General features: G+C 41.0%; 17 protein-coding genes. 6 read left to right on the top strand and 11 right to left on the bottom strand.

The features are described 5' to 3' along the window. Positions 1 to 947: 947 nt before the first annotated feature. The gene (locus V7L31_RS25915; RefSeq protein WP_334698927.1) at positions 948 to 1,241 is read right to left on the bottom strand and encodes a hypothetical protein; all 294 of its coding nucleotides are present in this window, start codon (positions 1,239 to 1,241) and stop codon (positions 948 to 950) included. Between the two features lie 299 nt (positions 1,242 to 1,540). On the opposite strand from V7L31_RS25915, the gene rpaB reads away from it, so the two are divergent. Beyond that, on the top strand, positions 1,541 to 2,311 hold the full coding sequence (gene rpaB / locus V7L31_RS25910; protein ID WP_334698926.1) for a response regulator transcription factor RpaB: 771 nt from the start codon (positions 1,541 to 1,543) through the stop codon (positions 2,309 to 2,311). A gap of 235 nt (positions 2,312 to 2,546) precedes the next feature. Here the strand turns inward: rpaB and V7L31_RS25905 are convergent, their stop codons facing one another. The 6 genes from V7L31_RS25905 to V7L31_RS25880 form a co-directional block, all read right to left on the bottom strand. Further along, a complete protein-coding gene (locus tag V7L31_RS25905) occupies positions 2,547 to 3,215 on the bottom strand; it encodes a hypothetical protein (RefSeq protein WP_334698925.1) in 669 nt (222 codons plus the stop codon). 79 nt (positions 3,216 to 3,294) lie between these two features. Next, positions 3,295 to 4,419 (bottom strand): alkene reductase, encoded by a 1,125-nt coding sequence (locus tag V7L31_RS25900; RefSeq protein ID WP_334698924.1) that lies wholly within the window; start codon positions 4,417 to 4,419, stop codon positions 3,295 to 3,297. A gap of 129 nt (positions 4,420 to 4,548) precedes the next feature. After that, positions 4,549 to 5,592, bottom strand: a complete 1,044-nt coding sequence (locus V7L31_RS25895) for a FecCD family ABC transporter permease (RefSeq protein WP_442944494.1) — start codon at positions 5,590 to 5,592, stop codon at positions 4,549 to 4,551. Between the two features lie 221 nt (positions 5,593 to 5,813). Continuing rightward, positions 5,814 to 6,866 (bottom strand): FecCD family ABC transporter permease, encoded by a 1,053-nt coding sequence (locus tag V7L31_RS25890; RefSeq protein ID WP_334698923.1) that lies wholly within the window; start codon positions 6,864 to 6,866, stop codon positions 5,814 to 5,816. A gap of 39 nt (positions 6,867 to 6,905) precedes the next feature. Further along, positions 6,906 to 7,889, bottom strand: a complete 984-nt coding sequence (locus tag V7L31_RS25885; protein WP_334698922.1) for an iron-siderophore ABC transporter substrate-binding protein — start codon at positions 7,887 to 7,889, stop codon at positions 6,906 to 6,908. Between the two features lie 24 nt (positions 7,890 to 7,913). Then, positions 7,914 to 10,574, bottom strand: coding sequence for a TonB-dependent siderophore receptor (locus V7L31_RS25880; RefSeq protein ID WP_334698921.1), 2,661 nt, complete (start codon positions 10,572 to 10,574; stop codon positions 7,914 to 7,916). A gap of 51 nt (positions 10,575 to 10,625) precedes the next feature. Here V7L31_RS25880 and V7L31_RS25875 point away from each other — a divergent pair, with 51 nt between their 5' ends. Then, positions 10,626 to 10,763, top strand: coding sequence for a hypothetical protein (locus V7L31_RS25875; RefSeq protein WP_334698920.1), 138 nt, complete (start codon positions 10,626 to 10,628; stop codon positions 10,761 to 10,763). A gap of 71 nt (positions 10,764 to 10,834) precedes the next feature. Here V7L31_RS25875 and V7L31_RS25870 read toward each other — a convergent pair whose 3' ends face one another. Next, positions 10,835 to 12,484 (bottom strand): TonB family protein, encoded by a 1,650-nt coding sequence (locus V7L31_RS25870; RefSeq protein WP_334698919.1) that lies wholly within the window; start codon positions 12,482 to 12,484, stop codon positions 10,835 to 10,837. 248 nt (positions 12,485 to 12,732) lie between these two features. Beyond that, positions 12,733 to 13,542, bottom strand: coding sequence for an ABC transporter ATP-binding protein (locus V7L31_RS25865; RefSeq protein WP_334698918.1), 810 nt, complete (start codon positions 13,540 to 13,542; stop codon positions 12,733 to 12,735). Positions 13,543 to 14,039: 497 nt separating this feature from the next. Between V7L31_RS25865 and V7L31_RS25860 the strand changes: the two genes are divergently transcribed. The 4 genes from V7L31_RS25860 to V7L31_RS25845 all read left to right on the top strand — a co-directional run bounded on the left by V7L31_RS25860 (position 14,040) and on the right by V7L31_RS25845 (position 18,756). Next, a complete protein-coding gene (locus V7L31_RS25860) occupies positions 14,040 to 14,687 on the top strand; it encodes an AMIN domain-containing protein (RefSeq protein WP_334698917.1) in 648 nt (215 codons plus the stop codon). A gap of 175 nt (positions 14,688 to 14,862) precedes the next feature. Beyond that, positions 14,863 to 15,207, top strand: coding sequence for a hypothetical protein (locus V7L31_RS25855; RefSeq protein ID WP_334698916.1), 345 nt, complete (start codon positions 14,863 to 14,865; stop codon positions 15,205 to 15,207). Next, positions 15,161 to 17,368, top strand: coding sequence for a TonB-dependent siderophore receptor (locus tag V7L31_RS25850; RefSeq protein ID WP_334698915.1), 2,208 nt, complete (start codon positions 15,161 to 15,163; stop codon positions 17,366 to 17,368). Before V7L31_RS25855 ends, V7L31_RS25850 begins: the two co-directional genes overlap by 47 nt. 551 nt (positions 17,369 to 17,919) lie before the next feature. Next, a complete protein-coding gene (locus V7L31_RS25845) occupies positions 17,920 to 18,756 on the top strand; it encodes an iron-siderophore ABC transporter substrate-binding protein (protein ID WP_334698914.1) in 837 nt (278 codons plus the stop codon). Between the two features lie 46 nt (positions 18,757 to 18,802). On the opposite strand, the gene V7L31_RS25840 is transcribed toward V7L31_RS25845, so the two are convergent. Beyond that, complete coding sequence (locus V7L31_RS25840) at positions 18,803 to 19,834, bottom strand: iron-siderophore ABC transporter substrate-binding protein (RefSeq protein WP_334698913.1); 1,032 nt, start codon at positions 19,832 to 19,834, stop codon at positions 18,803 to 18,805. Further along, positions 19,822 to 22,497 (bottom strand): TonB-dependent siderophore receptor, encoded by a 2,676-nt coding sequence (locus V7L31_RS25835; protein WP_334698912.1) that lies wholly within the window; start codon positions 22,495 to 22,497, stop codon positions 19,822 to 19,824. The genes V7L31_RS25840 and V7L31_RS25835 overlap by 13 nt, the downstream gene beginning before the upstream one ends. Positions 22,498 to 22,827: the final 330 nt, after the last annotated feature.

The raw sequence follows: 22,827 nt of genomic DNA, 5'->3' as shown, positions 1-22,827 counted from the left end.
GGGCTTAAGTTTGGGGCTTAGAACCATAATTTGTCCTTTTGGCGATTGGAAGCATAAGCCGTCCTTTTCTGCCAAGTTATCGTTCCAGTGACAGCAAATTTCTTCTGCCATAAAACTAATACAGTTGTCACTGTAAGGATAAGATGAGCAACTTTGAAAGCATAAGTTGAGCAATTACGTAGCCCAAAGCCTTTATACTACGTCGGAAATTATTTATCGAAAACAGGTTTTGAAACCATAACATGAGCAAAGGTTTTATTTTGTTACCCTAACGTGAGCAAATATATTCATGCCCAGCATTAAAACTTTGGTTCGGTATAGCTGCTATGAAAACCGAAATCGAGCAACAGAGCTACTTTCTGTTTGAGTTCACTACCTCTACTTTTGTAAGCATAAGATGAGCGACCTGTTTTGAAACCATAAAGTGAGCAAATTGCTCATCTTATGCTTTCAGTGACAACAGTTTTAAGTGACAGCAACCCAAAATAAGAAACCCTTATCTTTTATCCGATATAATCTACGATTAATACCACTTCCCTTGAGACACAACACTTCCACCAACATGCGATCGCGGAGGGTGCATGTTGGCAACGGAATAGGAACTATTGCGCTGCCGATAAATTTTGGTTATCCCTGGTATCGCCTATAATGCGTAAGTCAAGCAATATACAGGTTTGAAGTGCTAACTTCCAGTTATAGTTAGCCGTAACTTATTATAGGCACAATTCAACTATAGCTTTGACTGAGTGCAAAGATAGTTTACAAAAATTGCTCAGGCGGTTGCATATTATCGTTTTAATGAAGTATTGAGGTATTGCTGCACAAGTATGCCTTCGGGAAAACTTTTCTCCCTGATCAGGTGCCTGTCCCTCAATCTCTAAGATTCGGATCATGGATAATTGCAACCGCCTCGACGCAGAACCGTCTGGGAATACAAATTGCCTGCTTTAATTACAAAAATCATCAACGCGGATATCCCGCCAGACATCAGACACTTGCCAGCCGGAATTGCCCACCGATTGTACTGGAGGATTGTCAAGCAATGGAATATAGTCAGGAACTCTAGGCTCTGAAATCGCTACTGGTTTCTCCTCAACCTCAACCACAGGGGCTGGAGAATTGACAGTATTAGCTTGAAGTTGTTGGTCTTCAGCCTCCTCGATTAGCTTCATCTGTCTCAGGGTAAGCTTGTCGGATTTTTTGATGATCTTCTTAATATCTGTATCATTAGAAGTTTTCATTGGCTGTTCCCTTGAAGGCATTGGCTTAAAATTTGGATGGGTAAATTTGGGAGAAGTTAGGTATAAATAATTTGCACAGAATTAATAAGATACACCAAATTCATGGAAAATACGAGTCTCTTGCTGAAGAATTTACCAATTGAGTACAAATTTCTTTTTAGTGCAGATGCCCCAGCATAATCTGTTGCACAGATCCAAGTATTAAGCGTAGGCGTAGCTCGCCGCAGGCATCGCTTCTTTCCTCATGACTGTGGGTCAATATTGTTTTGCGTTTTTGACTCCTAATAAGCAGATAATGAATGGTTGAGAGTTCTCGCTCATTAGGAACAGCGTTGAGAAACTTACCAGGTGATAAAGGCACAATCCTAGTAGTTGATGACGAAGCTAGCATCCGCCGGATTTTACAGACGCGTCTAGAAATGATTGGCTACAGCGTAGTTACAGCTAGTGATGGTGAAGAAGCTTTGTCAGCTTTTCGCCTATTGACCCCTGATTTAATAGTTCTGGATGTAATGATGCCAAAACTAGATGGTTATGGTGTCTGCCAAGAATTACGGAAACAATCAGACGTACCAATTATCATGCTCACAGCTTTGGCAGATGTAGCAGATCGGATCACTGGGCTGGAATTAGGGGCTGATGATTATATGGCAAAACCTTTCTCTCCCAAGGAATTAGAGTCAAGAATTCGCTCGTTGTTGCGACGAAGAAACGATAGAACAACTACTGCTGCTATTTCTAATTTGGGAGTAATGGTTGTAGACAATCTCAAAATTGATACCAATAAACGACAAGTCTACAAAGCTGGTGAGCGGATTCTATTAACAGGTGTAGAGTACAGCTTACTAGAGTTATTGATGAGCTATCCAGGCAAATCTTTTACCCGTGGAGAAATATTGCAGCAAGTGTGGGGTTATAGTGCAGAACAACATGCAGATACTCGTGTGGTGGATGTGCATATCTCACGTTTGCGCTCGAAGTTAGAAGATGATCCGGAAAATCCAGAATATATACTCACAGCAAGAGGAAGTGGTTATTTTTTTCAACGAATTGCTCAACTAGAGCATTAATAGTAGTACTTTCCACCTGGGTGAGTGTTTGGGGAATGTCAAAGGATATTGATGTCAATTACTTGTGTGGTCATCTCTTTTGGGCTAGCAAGTCACCAATGACCATGAAAATTGCAAATCCCTCGAAGCGTGGGCGCTTTGAGGGATTTTTGGGTATTGGGTGTTAGGGAGCGAAATTATCCATCAGAATATACGGAAGCGATTGCTAAAAAATCCCCAATAAAACCGTGATTTTTCAGTAAATGATTTGCCAAGCTTTCACTGTTTCCTTACCAATTTCGCTATCAACTGTTTGGCCACCTTCTAACATTAGTCGTATATTTAAATTCTTATATGGAGCATTTTTCAATGCCACAGCTAACTTATTATTAATTGCAAATGTGTTGTTTGTTCCTTCTAATTGATAAACCTGTTCTCCTACTTTGAGCAAGAATTTGGTAACTTTCTTTGTTGTTAGAAGTTGAAGATAGTCAGGGCGAGGATAAGTTAGTCCGGCACTGTAAAAATGCCTGTGAAAGTCGAAATGTCCGTTATACAGAAAACCGATGTTGTCGAAAGACCCTGCTAGCCCAGAATTGACTGTAACAAGCACTCGCACGTCTTTATGAGTCCACAAGCTAATAATTTGCTTTGACCCCTGATTATATAAATAGCCACCTAAATAATTGCGGTCAAAGACTGCAAGAAATCCCCCTTCAAAAGGATCGCTGACTCTTACAGGTTTTGACCAAGGTACGTCCATATCAGGGGATAGTCCTGCTGATTTGACTATTGGATAATTAATTGATGCCAGCGCGAGGTAAAATTCTTGATGAAGTGAGAAAGCGGCACAAATTTTAGGCAAGAAGACGACCAAGCTAGTACTTAACAGAAAAATTGGAATCGTCTGTGATATCTTATTCATAAGTCAGCGGGTATGCTCTTTAAAGGTAATGGTGGGATACCCGTAAATTAATTATCGCTTGTTTTTGAGTAGTTTTTGCTCAGTCATTCGTAATTGGAGTCAAAAATGGATAGTCTGTGTACCCTTTCTCTCTAGTACCTCCTAATGTCGTAGGATCAACCTGATTTAGTGGTGCATTCAATAGGAACCGCCGTGGCAAATCTGGATTGGCGATAAATAACTTGCCAAATGAAACTAAATCTGCTTGTTGACTTGTTAACACAGCATTAGCTCGTTCTTGATTATAACCACCGTTAACAATTAATGTGCCACGAAAGCGATCGCGGATATAACTGGTTGGCACAGTAGTATGTTCGCGTCCAAAATCTGCCATTTCCTCAGTTAAATGCAGATAAGCTAAACTTATGTCACTGAGTGCAGTGGCGACATAGCCAAATGTTTCCAGAGGATTAGAATCATGCATATCACAAAGTGTGGCATTAGGAGAAAGCCTTACTCCTACACGATTTCTCCCCCAGACACCAACCATAGCATTCATCACCTCTAACAGTAAACGAGCGCGATTCTCAATTGAACCACCATATCTGTCAGTGCGCTGATTGCTGCCAGAACGAAGAAACTGGTCTAGTAAATAGCCATGTGCGCCGTGAACCTCAACTCCATCAAAACCAGCACTAAGAGCGTTTTCTGCTGCTTGACGAAACTGTTCGACTATATCAGGAATTTCAGAAGTATCTATTGCGCGGGGAGTGACATAAAGTTTGGGGCCAGAAGGAGTCATTGCATTGCCTGTAGGAGCGATCGCAGAAGGGGCAACAGGTAATGCACCGTTTGGTTGCAAGTCAGGGTGAGAAATACGTCCTGAATGTCGTAGTTGCAGGAAAATTCTTCCACCTTGTTCATGCACAGCATCGGTTACTAACTTCCAACCAGCCACCTGTTGAGGGGAATGAATGCCTGGTGAGTTAGGATAGTTAGTTTCACCCGATGGGGAAACTTGGGTTGCTTCTGCAATAATTAGTCCAGCACTGGCACGTTGGGCGTAATAGATAGCGTTGAGTGGAACAGGTGCATTGCCCACACCTGCACGACCACGACCGCAGGGAGCCATAATCATGCGGTTAGGTAGTTCCAGCTCGCCAAGATTGTAAGGAGAGAATAAATTGATATCAACAGGTGTAAAAGTATTTTGGTTATCGATCATAGAGTAGTAATTACACAATTTTTCCGTTTTAATTGGTGTTGTCTTTTGTGACTAGAATTGGCAGTATTTCTGGTTCATTTGTCGTTTAATGATTAGGAAATCTATTGCTATTCATTTTTAGATAAAATTTCACTGCTGTTTACGGTTCATCCGCCGACGCACGAGGTAAAGTAAAAAGGGTGTTCCTAACAACGACATAATTATACCGACTGGTATTTCTTGGGGTCGGAGTAGAGAGCGTGCGCCCAAGTCAGCCCAGACTAGCATAGAGGCTCCCAGTAGGGCAGAAAACGGCAAAACAGTGCGATAATCTAAGCCAACAATTCCTCTACTTATGTGTGGCATAACCAGTCCAATAAAACCAATTGGGCCAGCTAATGCAACTGAACTACCTGCAAGTATGACTATAGTGATTGTGATTATGACTTTGACTCTAGCAGTTTGTTGACCCAAGCTTTGAGCGATCGCTTCGCCTAAACTGAGTACGTTGAGTTGTCTGCCTAAAGCAAAAGCGGTCAAAAGCCCGACTATCATCCAAGGCATTACCGTCAAAAATAAATTGAAGTCTCGACCTGCTAGAGAACCAGCTAGCCAAAAACGAATTTCTTCTAAGGCTCGGTCACTGAGAATGAGTACGCCTGCGGTAATTGAGGACAGCATAGCAGTCAGAGCAGCTCCAGCTACGGTAATGTTGAGCGGGGTCGCACCACCAGGCCCTAAAGAACCAAGAAAGTAGACTGTAAGTGCGGCCACTAAAGCTCCAAACAAGGCGACAAAGGTAATTAAGGTTGAGGACGATATACCGAAGCCAAATATAACTATGACTACAGCCAAAGCAGCACCAGATTCAATACCTAAAATCCCTGGCTCGGCTAAGGGGTTTTGGGTTAATCCTTGCATGAGCGCTCCAGCTACAGCTAGACTTGCACCCACCATAGTCGCAGTCAGCAGTCGTGGTAGCCGCATTGTCAAAATAATCAGGTGTTGTGTAGAGCCGTCGAATGTTGTGAAGGCTGTAAGAATACTGCTGAAAGGGATATCTGCGGCCCCATAAATTAAACTAGCGAATGTGCCTAGCAAAAGTACAAGCAATGCCAACGCCATACAAAGCTTCCGATTAGAACGCCATCGGAATCTTTGTTTTGGGGGTAGTCTTTGAGTGGGACTGACCATTCATATTCTCCTAAAAGTTTTTGAGGAAAATTACGTATTTTATGCTTGATATTTAAACGCTCATCCTACTGCTTTAAGCTAATCGTCATTCATTTCTCCAGAATGAGTTTTTTGTAGTAAGGGATTCAGCCTTGGTTTTATCAACTTAAATGCTCATTAACTTATGATATGAACTTGAGCTAAAGCGTAAATCATGCTGCTATTTGAGAAAAACTCAGGATTCATCTTTTTCGATTACGATACATCAAATAGAAAAAGTAAGGGCCGCCAAGAGCGGAAATTAGCAAACCGCAGGGGAATTCTGTCGGAGCGAAAACAGTTCTAGCAATAAAATCTGCCCCAGCCAAAATCAATCCACCCATCAAGGCAGCTACTGGTAGTAGTTTTTCATGCATTGACCCTACTAGTTGCCGTGCAATATGCGGAGCTATTAATCCGATAAAGCTAATCATACCAACTGTAGCGACACTGGCCCCAGTCAAAGCCACACTCAATAGCAGTAATATAGTATGTTGCAACTTCACCCGACTGCCTAAGCCAGTAGCGACGAAAAAACCCATTTGTAGAGTATTCAATTCACGCGCTTGCCGTATTGCTAGTAGTCCAAATACTGTAGTCCAAGGCAGCAAGGGCCAAAAATCCTTCCAGCTTTTACCAGAAATACTGCCAGCTAGCCATATCAAAGCTTGATTAACGTCGTATATCTTACCGAAGGTAAGTAATAAGGTGGTGATTGCTTGTGCAAATAAACCTAGCAATATCCCTACTAAAACCAAACGCAAAGCCGACCTCTCACCAATACCAGTTAATAGGTAAAGAAGTATTGCTATGCCAAGACCTCCACTCAAAGCAGCCAAGTGTAGAGTGTAAGGTGGAGCTTGTGGGAACAGTACAATTACAATCACTGCACCAAGACCTGCACCCATACTCACACCAGTAATACTAGGGTCGGCTAGAGGATTTTGTGTTAGTCCTTGCATGATTGCGCCGGCAATTGCCAGGCTTGCTCCTACTAACCAAGCAATTAAGACTCTGGGTAAACGCAGAGTGACAATTACAAAAGGAGACTGTGGATCTTGGGTTTTTAAACCGAGAATAGCTTTGACAATATCTGCTGGTGAGACAGGATATCTACCCACGGTCAAGCTGATTACTAAAATGGCAAAAGTTAACAGTAGTAATATCAGTATTACTTTGAATATTTGCCCAGAGTTTCGCTTTAACAAAAATCTCTTCAGCGATCGCACTACTATTTGTGATTGACTACTAGTCAAGGCTCATCTCCTACTTAGCCATTAGTTAATTTAGAGACATTAGTTTATGCCTTCGTTTTGGTACAAGACGTATTTTTCCAAATCATCCACCACTTGGTTAGCAGCAATTGGGCCAAAGCCAAACCAATAAAAGTTGACTTGATGAACTTTGTGCTGCTGTACAACCTTTAATTTCGACCATAACGGCTGTGTGCGAATTTGCTCCCAAGCTGTATTTCGTTGCCTAATGTCATCAGAGACCACAAACATCACATCGCCATCGGCATCACTTAACTTTTCCCACGAGATCAGATAAATTGAACCGTAGCCGGGGAACATTTTAGCAATAAATGTTCCATCTACAGTTTGAGAAGGTGGACGTGATAATCCGATTTGCTCAACAATTTTTCCTCCAAAAAATTCTTTATTGAATAGTGAAATTGAACTTTGTTCTTTCGCATAGACGATAGAAACTTGAGTCGAAGCAAGTCGAGTTCCCATCTGCTTTTTAAACTTTTGCAAACGGTTTTGATAATCGCTGAGGATCTCAACAGCTTTATTTTTCTGGTTTAAGGCATCAGCAATTAAATAAAATACAGTTTCCCAGTCCGAATTGCCACTTTTCGGGTCAATCAAGACTGTTGGTGCTATTTTCGACAGCAGAGGATATATTTCTTGGCGGTATTTACTAGTCAAAATCATGTCTGGCTTCATAGCAAGAATATTTTCCAAGTTGACGGGTAACCAAGGTGCACCTGTCTCTTGAATGTTCTGCCAAGTTATTGGTGAAATTCCTTTGATTTCTTGTAAATAGGAGACATACTGCTTGGGAGCGCCAGCAGGTATAATCCCTAATGCCAGTACATCTTCAAAAAAGTTAGAATCCAATACGACCAACCGTTTAGGATTGATAGGAATTGTTTGGGTATGGTTTAAGTTGCTGATTTTGGGGAGACTAGCTTCACAACTACAATTCCCTAACAGTAGTAAAATCAGTAATCCTAAAAATACTACTTTGCCCCTGTTCCTTGTGTTATCTCTCATGAATTTATTGATTATGTCAAATCTTTAAAACTGATACTTCACAGTTGCCTCTACACTAAAGGGTTCGCCTGGAAGAGTGCCTACTTGATAATACACAGTATCAAATATGTTCTTGAAGTTGAGTCCAACCTGTAATTGGTTAGCACGGTAATAAAGAGCAGCATCAGTGGTGACATAACTTGGCACGGTAACATTATTATTTAAATCTGCTTGGCGATCGCCCACATAGTTAATACCTATGCCACCTCCAAATCCTTTGAATGAACCATAAGGAATTATGTACGTTGTCCATAAAGAAGCACTATTCTTGGACACTTCAGGAAGTAGAGTTCCGGTCTTATAGGTGTTGTCTTTAGTAATACTGGCATCGGTATAGTTATAAGAGCCGATGATATTCCATCCAGGAGCTATTTCGCCAGTAACATACAACTCAATACCTCGACTTCGCTGCTCTCCAATTTGGATACTGAAGTTTTCATGATCGGGGTCACCAGTGAGAATGTTAGTTTTGGTTAGATCGTACAAAGAGAGAATTGCAGAAAGTTTATTATTGAGCCAATCAGTTTTTACTCCAACTTCATACTGCGTTCCACGAGTGGGTTTAAATGTATTGTTATTGAAATCAAGACCAGTCTGTTGTTCAAAAGAGCGGCTGTAGCTGGCATAAAAAGAAACAGGTTCAATTGGTTGATAAACAATGCCTACACGGGGGCTAAATGCCGAGTCAGATTGCTCACTTGAAGAAATGAACTGAAAAGCATTAGACACAAAATCTTCACGTCCACCAAGGACTAACTTCAAGTTATTAGCCAATGCCAATTGGTCTTGAAAATAAAATCCTAGATCTGCATTAGTTATTTTTATAAAAGGAGAAGTTCTTGGAGGAGTTGGGCCTGGTATTTGTCCATAAACTGGATTAAAAATGTCAAGTGAACCAATTGTACGACCGTAAGAGCTAAAATTAGAAAGCACATTATGAGCGTAATCAACACCAAAGAGTAATTTATGTTCTATGCTACCTGTGTAAATCTTACCAACTACGTGAGTATCTTGAGCAAAGTTGCTGGAACTATAGGGAGAGAAGGACTGAACTACACGAGTTAAAGTACGATTGTCGCTCTCTAAGGTGTCAGTATCACTGATTGTGGAGTTATAGTAAACATTTTGTAGATACGAAAACCGAAAAGCATTATTTAACGACCAGTTATTACCCAAGCGTTGCTCAAAGTTGTAGCCAATTCGACCTTCAACAATCCTCGATCCATCTACACTCGGCTCTCCAGTATATAAGCTTCGGCGAATTTTGCCGTTTGGATTTGGCAGTAAGGTTCCCACAATCGGTAGACCATTTTCGATGTTAAGTCGTGTGTTTTGATAATCACCTTCAATAGTTAGCTTTGTGCCACTAGATGGTTGCCAACTAATAACAGGTGCTACAAAAATTCGCTCTATGTTTTGAAAATCGACAAAACTGCTGGAATTTTTGTAAGAAGCATTGAGTCGATATAAAAGCTTTCTATCTGCTGTTAGAGGCCCAGAAAAGTCAAGGGAGGGTTCGTATTCACTATAAGAGCCAATTTTGAACCCTACTGAGTAGTAAGGATCACTTAGTGGCTGTTTAGTAACTAAATTAATTGCACCTCCTGGTGGTAGTTGCCCGTAAAGTACAGAAGCTGGGCCTTTGAGAACCTCAACCCGTTCTATGTTATTAAGGTTGCTTCCACGTCCTTGACCTGCTTCCGCATCTCTCAAGCCATTTTTCAGAATTCCGTTATCACCGCGAATTTCAAAACCACGTATCGAAGCATTATCAACTTGTCGGCTTGTATTTATAACATTGCTTATTCCCAGATTTCTCAATACATCACCAAGATTTTGCGATGATTGATCTTCAATCACCTGCCTGGGAACAACATTAATTGTTTGTGGAATATCCCGCAGTGGCGTATTTGTTCTCGTTCCCACATTTGTATCATTGACTCGATATCCAGTCTCAGGATAAGCAGTTACCTCCAATTCGATGGCTGGTTGCTTTTGTGTAGTTGTTAGTCGTGGCAGTGGAGTCGTTTGTTGCTGCGCCGTAGATGCAGTAGTACTCACCCCAAATACCAACCCCTCAGTCTGGCTATCAAACAACTCTACTACTGGCGCATTATTATCTCCCGTTACTGTTAGCCGGAGTGTATTTGCATCCACAGGTGTAACTATTACGGATGCAATACCTGCTACTGGTTTTTCTTGTTTGAAACCTTCCCCACTAGTAAGCTGTAACTTGGCATTTTTGATATCTGCAATGTAGGAATTACCTTCAGTTTTCCCAGAAACGAATAATTTCTCCGAATTGGGTGTAACTAAAATTATCTCTATTCCTTTGTCGGTGGTGTTTACCTTCACATCCATCACTGACACGACATCGGTTGTGGCTTGACTTATTTGAGAAACAGAGTTCTGATTCTTTGGTTTTCTTAATAAATATGCAGCACTGCTTTTGGCAGACTGCACATCACTCAAACTATGAATCTTTGGGGTCGGTTCAACTTGATTGGCTACTGTCTGTTGGGGTAATGGTTGCTTGTCAGTTGCATTTGGTGTCTCCTGACCCCGAACAGGAAGAGTATAGGCTACCATTGATGCAGTAAATAAAAGACTTCGCCAAAATAAGATAGATAATTTTTCCAAAGCCACTATCACTCCTCACAATTCGCTATTTACTTTGAAATCACCACACCACAAAATATGCCAAAGATATGGGCGATCGCAGAACGAATCATCCTTTATCTTTTGGCATTCATATTTTTAAAACAATACCAACAGTTGGTAACAGTTACCAACATTTTTGGTTACAAAACTTTGACAAATAGCACTGCTGTTTAAATCAAGCAAATAAGTAGCAGAAACCTTTCTCTTAACTCACCTCCTTGAAACCCCGATTAAGTCTTAACTTATTAATTGTTCGTAGCATGAGGAGTTGGAACGGGAGGCTGAGATTGAAAGCGCTGTTGATAGCGACGTAAGGAATCGCGCAATCGATTCTGACTTGTAGATTTTATGGAATCAGATTCAGACTGGCGTTGATGCCGTAGTAACTGCCTAACTTGAGACTGGCTTGGACTTGATATATCCGATTCTCCACGCCGACGACGGCGGGGCGTTGCTTGGGGCTGACTAGATGCATCAGATTCCACATTTTGCCGCCGAGGAACCGAAATAGATTCTCTCTGTTTGACAACAGATGGTTTTGGTGTAACAGATTCACGCTGCCTTGTGGGTTCGGGATTCACATCAGCAATAGTTCCTGAAGTTAACCGCCGCCTGCGTCTGGGGGTTTCTGTAGTAGAACTAGAATTATTCGCATTGCTCTGGTTTGTTTGTTGTGCTTGTGTCTGTCTTTTGCGTTCTTGAAGTTCACGGTAATGCTGTGAACCTTCTAGGGCATATTCAGTAGCAATAGACACACCTTGTCTTTTTTTAGATGTCGGTTTTAATTTCCAATCCCGCGCCTGTCTCAATGTTTCTTCATCTAAATCATGATTTCCGCTAGAGTGAGCAATATGCACATTTGTGACATTCCCTCGTTCATCAGTATCAACACTTACCTCTACCCTACCTTCGATTCCTCGCCGTCTTGCTGACTCTGGATATCTGGGACGACAACTGTCTTCACGGCAAGCTGCGCGACCGTTCTCGGAATTGTTGTTATCGCCAGTGCCAGCACTGTTTTCTGAACCAGCGTTTACTCTTGGAGTCAAGGAAGATGTAGCTACTGTAGAACCATTTCGTCCTTCATTGCCATTGCCGATGTCTAAATGACCACTAGTGCCAGTACCATTACTACTACCTCTACCTGAGTTGCTGTTAGTGCCAGTACCACTGCCGCGACCTAAATCTTCATTAATGCCAGTACCATTTCTACTAACATGAACAGAACCAATGCTAGAGCTACCCGTTAAGATAGAGTTAGTGCCTCCAGCAAGTGTTTTAGAATCTCTTATATCTCGCAGCAAATTTTGGAGCTTGCTACTATTGCCTCGCTCATTTTCAGATGAATGGGTTGACGAAGAATTAGTAGCAAATGAGGTAGATTGAGCCGTTGATGATTTTTTAATAGTTTCTTGGTTCGCTACTTTAATTGGTTTTACAAGTGTTGGTGATGTTTGTAGTTGTTTTACTAATTCCTGATTTGGGGTTTTTGAGATAGTTTTTTGAGGTTCTCTACGAGAAAAGTTTTTTGTTGGGATTGTTTCTATCGGAAATTGTTTTTCTGCAACTACTGGTGAATTTTTCAGCTCAGTTACTTTGGTAAGTTTTTGTACTGGAGTCATAGAAGAACTATTTTTTGGTTCCTTTAGCGTTTCTTGTTTTAAATGTATAGGTGTATTTGCTAGCTCTTTAGCAGGTGTTTCTACAATAGTCACTTCAATTGGTTCGTTTTTACTTAATGGGGCTTTTACTAATAAACTGTTAACAGCAAAAATGGCTAAAACTAGTAATCCAATATGTAATGCAAATGAGCCAATCAAACTAAAAGCAATGAAAGATTTTAGTGTCGCGGCTTCTTTTTCTCGGCTCTTTAATACAGTCTCAGAAAGGCTCATAATTTACTGTTTCCAAAATTAATTACTTGAATTAGCTCAGTGAACAGAAAACTTTAAATAACGAACAAAGTGTATATAGCAGTCCTAAATCATTTGTGAAAATTCTATATCTCTTTCTTCTTTCTTCCCTTTGTGTCCTTGGCGTTCTTGGCGGTTTGTTTCCTTATTTATATTTTTCACGACTCATTTAGGATTGCTATATAAGATTTAAATCATTAAATATAATAGTTCCTGAAGCTCTAGAGTAATTACTTTCGGTATTTATGAGATTGTCGTCCCAAAGGTAAACATAAAGGTGTTCCCACTACTGGGTCTGGCACAATTCGACAAGCTAATCCAAACACCTCCTGCACCATTTCTTCTGTCATGACATCTGCTGGATTTCCATAAGCCATAACAGCGCCATCACGTAAAGCTACTAGGTTATGAGCATAACGACACGCCTGATTCAGGTCATGCAACACCATGACAATTGTTCTTCCCTCAAGTTGATTCAAATCCCACAGTAATTCCAGCACCTCCACTTGATGCGCTAAATCTAAGAAAGTAGTCGGTTCATCCAATAATAAAATTCGTGTATCTTGTGCTAAAGTCATGGCTATCCAAGCACGTTGCTTCTGTCCACCAGAGAGGGTATCTACGGCTCTATTCGCTAATTCGTTAAGGTCTGTAGTTGTTAATGCTTTGTTGACTTGATGTTCATCAACAGCCGTCCAAGATTGAAACCAGTTATGTTGATATGGATAACGACCTTGTGCTACTAAATCTCGCACAGTCAATCCTTCTGGGGAGACTGGCCCTTGAGGTAGAATACCAAGTTGTTGTGCAACTGCGGTTGTTGACTGTCGAAAGATATCAGCGCCATTGAGATATACATTACCAATGTGGGGTTTGAGTAATCTAGCCAAACCCATCAGTAAAGTAGATTTCCCGCAGCCATTGGGGCCGACTAGAGCAGTAATTTGTCCTGTGGGAATCAACAGGTTCAGACCAGATATAATTGGCTTGCCGTCGTAACCGAGTCCCAGGTGTTGAGTTTCAAGGACTGTGTTTTCCATAGGACTTTCCAGGGAGCAAGGATAGTTCTCAAGGGTGATCGCCCTTCAAGATAGATATTTAGATTGTATTGTGATGATATTACCAATAATCTTGGCTACTTAATACTGCATTTGGTAAAGATACTCTGACAAAAGACTTGAGGCAATTTAACAGTAGTTTGCCGAATGATTTTCATTAAAAACGGCTTCAGTACTCAATCATGTCGCCCAATGATTAGTTATGCCTATATTTAGCAGCAATATTTGGGATACTCTTTCTCAGATTTGGAGCAAAAATATATCTAGTATTTTACTCAACTTTGTTGGTAAGATTTGAACTACGTTAAATGACGTACCTGATGCAGCAGTCCCAATTCGAGGAACACGAATCTTGGGGTGAAATTGTTATAGGGTTTTGGATACAGGGTAATAGATTTTCTACTTCCCCTTCATACCTTAACTCTAAAACTAAGCTCGTGGTGAGCGACGGATAAGCAAATGTGTATAAGTGTTTTTCAATGAATCCGCAAAAATCCAACTATTTTTTCTGGCAGGGTCTATTGCTGACTACTTCAATAGTGTTTATAAATAAGCCTGTGCGTGTTGTTGCTCTCCCGATTATAGCATCAAAAATATCAGCTAGTAACCAGCAAATATTATCTCAATTAACAATCACAAAGTCAGTTGCACCGATTAGAGAGATTCGGAGTCTGGCTCAGATAGAACATCTGCTTACCGATGCCCAAAAGTTAGTACAGTCGCCGACACCAACTGGTGAACCAGAAACCATATCAGTGACGGGAGTGAAAGTCAATAGCAATGATAAGGGTTTAGAGGTAATTTTAGAGAGGGGAGTCAAGAGCGTAGACGCACAGAGGCTTGTCGATAGACATCGCTTGCAAGTAACTCCGAAAACTGAAGGCAACTCATATATTGCAGACATACCTAACGCTCAGTTGCGCTTGAGTAGTGGAGAGAGTTTTCGTCAAGAGAAACGACGATCAGGGATAGCTGAAGTAACCGTTACCAATATTGATGCTAATAATGTTCGGTTGACAGTGACGGGTGAAGCGTGTGTCCCAACAGTGGAGTTGTTTGATAGTTTTGACAATGCCATAAGTAATCAGCTAGCTATAATCCTTTTGATACAAAGGATTCTTGGCTAAATTTTATTGGATAAGTCCCAGCACCACAAAATCAAATTCCATTTTTTAATATGCTTTTCTAATTTTTATCGAGCATATATTAAGCAATATTACATTACTATTTTTCTATTTACTACCTGGGAATTTAATTAACTCATTGAGTTGGAAATTAAAAATTTAGTAAGTTAACTTTATTATGACACTAATCCTTTCATTAGCAGATTACGCTAAACAACTTTATCAAGCAGAGCCGATTCAACAGAATAACTGCACTGATGACTTTGATATCACCCGTCGGCATCCATTTGGGTCAGGATATCGTCGAGAAATTTGGCTACGAGATTGTATATCCTTAGAAATCTACAACTATCAGTTAAAAAAATCAATAGCTGTAGAATATATAGACAGACAACATTGGATAGAATTTCAATTTTTTATTTTAATAGATTCGCCATCTAAAAATCTTAACTTTAGCACTGGAGAATACTTCTTGAGTGGCAGTGGTATGGCTCCAGAGCATCTTTATTCACCAGAGAATTAATGTTAATACCATACGGGTGACAGTGACGGGTGAGGTGGGTGTACCAGCAGTGGAGTTGTTTGACAGTCCTGAAGGATTAGTGATTGGGGTGACAAGTACCACATCCACAGCACAGCAACCAGCACCGCCACAGCAAAAACTGCCAACTAGTGAAAATCAAGCAACGATTGAACTAGAGGTGACAGCACCGCCTGAAACAGGCTATAAAGTCAATAATACAACTACAGCAACAAAGACACCAACAGGTCTACTTGAGATTCCTCAATCAATTCAAGTGTTCCCTCGCCAGCTAATCGATGATTTGGGCGCGCAAAACCAGGGAGAGGTACTGCGAACAGCAGGCATTATTACAACTGGATTTCCATCGACCCTATTTGATTCTTTTTCCATTCGAGGCTTTGGTAGTACTTTATTTCGTAACGGTTTGAAAGATTTATCAGGAATAAATACTGTTGACACTGCTAATACAGAGCGAATTGAACTCCTACGCGGCCCTGCTTCGGTGTTATACGGACAACTATCCCCAGGTGGTGTTATCAACCGTGTTACTAAACAGCCACTATCAGAACCGTATTACTTTGGTCAGATACGTGTTGGAACTGAGGAAACTGTTGAACCCTCAATTGACATCTCTGGTCCGTTAAATCAAGATCGGACTTTGTTGTATCGCTTGAATGCCAACTACGAGAGTGCAAACAGCTTTGTAGATTTCGTAAACCGACAGCGTTATTTTGTAGCACCAGCCTTGACTTGGCTAATTGGTAAAAACACCAACTTAACACTAGAAGGTGAATATCAGGATGTTGAGTATCCAAATGGTGATCCAGAGGCGGGGTTAATAGCTAATGGTACTGTTTTTTCAAATCCCAACGGCAAGATTCCACGCAGTCGTAATTTAGCCGAGCCTTCAGATAGTAACCGTTTTCAAGAGAGTCGAATTGCCTACCATCTTGAGCATCGCTTCAGTGATAATTGGGTTTTACGTAATGGTTTCCAATATGGAAACAAAAACACTAACCCTGCGCGGGGTTTGGCCACATTCTCAGATAGTCTAGAAGCTGATAATCGCACGCTAGACCGCATCGCTTCCGATTACAGTGAAATAGATAACGAATACTTCACAGATACCAATTTGACGGGTCAATTTCAAACTGGTAGCATCGAGCATAAACTATTAATTGGTTTTGATTTGTTTTGGTTAGATACTAAATCTAAGGAAAATATTTATACACGCAGTCCAATCGACCTGTTCAATCCGGTGTATGGCACGCCTGTAGGCTCGGTTACGGGTAGTAGTGATAACTCTAGTACCAATAATGCTCAAGGGATTTATCTTCAAGACCAAATCTCACTAATTGACAACCTCAAGTTCCTTTTAGGAGGACGCTTCGACTGGCTAAATAGAAGCTCTTTCAACAACTTGAATGGGCGGAGTACTAGTCAAGATAATAATGCTTTTAGTCCACGTTTAGGCGTAGTTTATCAACCGATTAAATCCCTAAGCTTCTATGCCAGCTACAGCCAATCTTTTCAGCAGGTCATCGGTACTGATGCGCGGGGGAATTCTTTTCAACCGAGCCGTGGCACTCAGTATGAGGTTGGAGTAAAAACAGACTTACTCAATAATAAATTATCTAGCACTTTAGCTTTCTATGACTTGACTCAGACTAACCTGACAACAGTCGATCCGAATAATTCTCGCTTTAGAATCCAAACTGGGGAACAAAGAAGTCAAGGGATTGAACTTTATACTACTGGAGAAATCACACCGAGTTGGAACATGATTTTCTCCTACAACTACATAGATCCGCGCGTTACTAAAGACAACAGCATCAAAGTGGGGAATTTTCTTAACGTTCCTCAAAACACTGCTTCTTTGTGGACGACATACATTGTTCCCACCGGTTCTTGGAAAGGATTTGGTGGTGGATTGGGTCTTTCTTATGTGGATTCGCGCTATGGAGATTTAGCAAACACCTTTACATTGCCCTCTTACTTCCGCACTGATGCTGCTCTTTACTACCGCCGCAACAACTTGCGAGTACAACTCAATCTCCAGAATTTGTTTGACACTCTTTACTATGTCGGGGCTAACGGTCAAACGCAAATTTTTCCGGGTGCGCCCTTTGAGGCATATTTCAGCGTGGGCTATGAATTTTAAGCTGTATGTAGTACAGGAGCAACTGCTATTAGTTAGACTGCTGATGTTAGGAGTGGTATTAGATTGGAGCTATGAGTAATAACAGGTTTATAGTCGAATGGCACTAAGTTAAGCTGAAGGGTATGCAGTGTAAGGATTGCAGAGGAGCAAGGGGGCAGGGGCGCAGAGGGGAATTTCTAAATATCCGAACCCAAGCTTAAAACTTCTTCTTTCTCCCCTGCACCTCCGCTCCTCTGCACCCCTGCTGCCTCAACGATTTTCTCTTTTCTTAGTGCCATTCGTTTATAGTCTAATACCATGCCTCTTCACTGCAATAAATATTGATAGTTCATTTACTGCAACTGTGACATTGGAATGGAAATTTTGATTGAGCATTGAATATTGGCAATTATCAATTATATAGTTAGTGACTACTACCAATAGTTATGCTTATCCGCACTCTTTCTGTTTTTTGCCTTTTATCATTGTGTGCTTGCAGTTTATTTTCATATTCATATAGCCCGTTACCTAAATCACCATCTCAAGCAGATGTTCACATAGTCAAACATACAATGGGTGAAACAGCTGTTCCCCTACACCCCCAAAAGATTATTTCTTTAGATCCCCAATCTACGGAAGTAGCTATTAGCTTGGGAGTAAAACTGTTCGGCTATCCTCAAAAAGAAATACCAGCATCATGGCAGCGTTCTGATGCTGTAGACATTGGCTTACCACCTAATTTTGAGAAGGTTCTTTCTGTGAAGCCTGATTTGATAATAAGCATTGATTTCGGTTTTTTAGAAAGCTACAATTTATGGTCGCACATTGCACCGACTGTTGTATACCAAATTACAAAAGACGTAGCAGGCTGGAAAAGATCATTCATGCAACTAGCCCAAGCATTAAATCAAACACAAAAAGCAAAACGAATAGCAGCGCTCTACAATGCACGAATAGCCCAATTCAAAGCAAGCATGGGCGAAAAACTCAAACACACTCAGGTATCCGTTGTACATATTTTTCCAGGTAGGATAATTATCCGCACTGAAAACTCGTTTTCTGGTTCAATCTTACAGGAGCTTGGTTTAGACCGTCCACTCTCCCAAAAACCGAGTGCTGTACCAGATTTTACTAAGATATTTGGTAATACTAGTTGGTACTTTATATCCCCTGAACTTCTGAGTTTGATAGATGCAGATGTTTTATTTGTTGTAACTTCTAACTTTTCTCAACCCGACGATGCAAAACTGGCAATTCAACAGTTGACAGCACAACCTTTATGGTCAAAACTCAATGTAGTCAAGCAAGGTAAAGTTCATGTAGTGGGGCAATATTGGCTGATTGGTCATTATTTATCTGCGAATCTTGTGCTAGATGATGTGTTTAAGTATTTAGTGGAGAACAATTGATTAAGTTTTTGTTAATTTAAACAAATTAACATTGACTACAGTACAGTTATTGTGTGGTAGTTTGTTTAATTGATTTTGTCAAATATTGGACTAAATCATCTATGATTCGGTTTGCGGAGATTGGGCCCATACCACGCCAGTAAGAGCCAACTCCATACACCTTTGAGCGTTGCACAACTTTTAACTTATGCCATAGTGGAGATACTAGTAAATGCTGTTGTATTGAGTTAAGATTTGGACTTGCTGCTGGCCAATCTTTAACTAGAAATAGGATATCTCCATCAACTTCGTGCAAAAGTTCCTCAGATATGGGAAGAAAAGCGTAACGTCCTCCTAAGCGCAAGCGGATACTCGTTTCAAAACTTAGTAATTGATTTGGCGGACGTTTAATACCAGCATCGCGAAAAACCTCTCCTTCAAAACTTGCAGCTTCAGGTAGGATAAGCCCATCACTACGCAATTCAACCACTGACACAACTGTAGTTAACCGAGACTGACTCATAGAAGCTCTCAACTGTGCTAAACGTGCATAATAGTTAGCCATTAACTGCTGTGCTAAATCAGTTTTTCCCAAAGCATCAGCAGTAAAAGCTAAGAACCCTTTCCACGGTGCATCTGGGTCAAAAGTACCTAAAACTGTAGGTGCAATGTGAGACAACAGATTGTAAATGTCTTGATGGGAACTTAAGCCTAAAATTAAGTCTGGCTTGATTCGCAAAAGTTTTTCCAGATTAGGTGATTCAAAACCAATATCTTCAATACCTTTAAGCTTGCCTACTAATTGCTGCAAGTTATCTACAGCATCTTTTGGGGCAGCAATAGGCTTGACTCCCAAGGCAAAAGTAGGTTCTACTAAAGCGGGAACCAAAACTGCAACCCGTTGTGGATGGGCAGGAACCATAGTTTCACCCATGACGTGTTTAACCACGCGCATACTTGTTTTATCAGGTGATTTAGTTAACAGATAACCTTTGTTAACTGGTAACGTCCACAAGTTACAACTATACAAAAATAAAAGTAGTAACAATGCCATTAAAGATAGCCACTTTTGCATGATAGTTACTTTTACAATTGCCACTTTAAAGTTGCCTCTACCTCAAACGGTTCGCCGCGAAAAACACGATTAATATTGTACGCGCCTTGGTAATAAAGAACATCAAACAAATTTTGGAAATTGAGGGAAGCCTGGAATTTGTTGTGGCGGTAGTATAAAGCAGCATCGGTGCGAACATAACTCGGCAACGTGTAGGTGTTAGTCAAATCACCTTCTCTGTCACCAAAATAGAACACACCCAAGCCGCCTCCCAACCCTTGCAGTTTGCCTTTGGGGATAATATAAGTTGTCCATAAAGAAGCGCTATTTACTGGAGTATTAGTAAGTAAATTTCCGACTTTAAAAGTGTTGTCACGAATCACACGACCATCAATATAGTTGTAAGCGGCAATAATATTCCATCCTGGGGCAAGTTCCCCTGTGAAAAATAGCTCAACACCTCTACTTCTCTGCTCACCAACTTGGATACCATAGGTGGGATCGTTTGGATCTGTTGTTACAATGTTGCTTTGGGTGAGTTGGTACAAAGCAAGTGTTGCGGAAAGTTTATTATTGAGCAAGTCGGTTTTGACTCCAACTTCATACTGAGTACCGCGTGTAGGTTCAAAGGAATTGTTATTAACATCTGTACCTAAAACTTGATCGAAAGAGCGACTGTAGCTAGCGTAGAGTGAAACAGGTGGAATCGGTTGATAGACAATGCCCAATCGAGGGCTAAACGCTGAATTTGATTGGGCTATTACACTTGCGGGGTCAAATGTAAGGATCTTTTGATCTTCAAAGTCACCACGTCCACCCAAGATCAACTTCAAATTAGGTGCGATCGCTAATTGGTCTTGAAAATAAATTCCTAAGTCATCGAGTCTCTCCTTATCTTTGCGACCGCCTATAATATTTCCTGGTGTCTGTCCATAAACTGGATTGTAAATATCAAGCGACGGAAAAGTTCGGATTATAAAACTGTAGGGTGAAACTATCCGTTGATACCAATCAACGCCAACGAGCAATTGGTGTTCTAGACCAAAAGTGTTGAATTTACCTACCACATGGGTATCTTGAGAAAGGTTGCTGACGCTAGTCGGACCCCAAATCTGCTCAAAGCGATCGACAGTACGGTTATCTGCCTCTAAACTTGTTGGTGTGACGTTAGTAGTATAAGGTCGCTCTACAAACGCATAGCTCAAGCTATTGTACAAAGACCACTGATCGCTAAAATTATGCTCAAATTTATAGCCAGCTCGTCCTACTGTCACCTTCTCTCTGTCTTGCGTCGGATCTCCCACATAGGTGTTAGGAGAAAACTTGCCATTGGGATTTGGTAGTATTGTTCCAATTGCGGGTAAACCCAGAGGGGAGAGTTCCGCTTGTCGTGAACTGAGATACTCCCCGGATACAGTCAACTTTGTGTCACGACTCGGCTGCCAAGTAATCACGGGTGCAAAAAAAGTCCGCTCTGCGTATACATGATTAATATAGCTGCCGGAATTTTCGTAGTCAGCATTGAAGCGATACAACAGCTTTTTATCAGTCGTTAGAGGACCTGTAAAGTCTATGGAGGATTTATATAAGCTATAACTACCGACATTACCCTCTATTGAGTAGTAAGGTGTACTGAGTGGCTGTTTAGTTATGAGATTATACACACCTCCCGGTGAGCCATTTCCGTAAAGTACCGAAGCTGGCCCTTTTAATACCTCTACACGTTCTATGTTGGCAAGGTCATTTTGAAATGGAGTACCAATAAAACTAGTGAGGTTATCTCTCAAGCCATCTCTAAGACTACTTGAAGCCTCAACATCAAAACCACGAATAATCACACTCTCGCCAATGCGGCTTGGTTCCGAGTTCTGACCGATACCAAGATTTCTCAGGACATCGCCAACACGTTTGTCTGCTTGATCTTCAATCACTGCCCTTGGGACAACTTGAACCGTTTGGGGAATATCTCGGTTCGGCGTAGGAGTTCTCGTTCCTGTAGTAGAATCAGGCACGCGATAACCTGTGTCTGATGGAGCAGTCACCTCTAGTTCTATGTCTGGTTGCTTCTCTGGTGTCTGCTGTGGCGGCGTTGGTTGTTGTGCAGTTGTAGCAGTAGGAGTTACTCCAAATACCAACCCCTCAGTCTGACTATCAAACAGCTCAACTACTGGTACTGCTGTTTCTCCAGTCACTGTTAACCGCAATGTATTGCTATCCACAGGTGCAACTATTACATTGGCAATACCTACTGCTGGTTTCTCTTGTCGGAAACTCTTCCCACTAGCCAATTGCAACTGGGCATTCTTGATCTCTGCAACGTAGGAATTACCTTCAGTTTTTCCAGAAACAGACAATTTCTCAGAACTGGGCGTGACTAAAATTACCTCTATTCCTTTATTTGTGGTATTTAGTTTTACATCTGTTACCGACACCACGAGAGTTACTGCTTGGCTAAGTTCGGGGACAGAGTTTTGCTGACGGGGTGTCCTTAATAAGGATGTAGCGCTGGTAAGAGCAAATTGTACATCGCTGAGGTTCAAAATCTGATGACTGAGTTCAACTTGATTAGCTGCTGTCTGTTGGAGTGACGGTTGCTTAGAGGTTGCATTTGCTGTCTCCTGGCCTAGAACAGGATGAGTATACGTTACTATTGAGGCAGTTAATAAAAGACACTGCCAAAACAAGATAGAAAGTTTTTCCAAAGCCACTATCACTCCTCAAAATTTGCTATTTTCTTTGAAGTCAGCACACCACAAAATATGCTAAAGATATGGCGATCGCATCAGCAATCAGCTTTTATCTTTTAGCAACAGGAATGCTAATACAATACCAACTATCATGTGCAATACCAACATTTTTGGTGATAAAACTTTGACAAATTACAACTAGATGCGATCACCACTTTTAACCAACTATATTGGTAAATCTTTGTGAACTGGTATTATCTTTGACGATTTTCATTCAAGTTAAGGTGATAAATTTAACTATCTCTCAATCTCAATCAAACTTTTAAACTAATCTTTGCTAAATGTATAGTC

Source organism: Nostoc sp. (assembly GCF_036916655.1).
GTDB lineage: Bacteria > Cyanobacteriota > Cyanobacteriia > Cyanobacteriales > Nostocaceae > Nostoc.
Note: the sequence above shows the minus strand (reverse complement) of the source record. Positions and strands in the feature narration are given on the sequence as shown.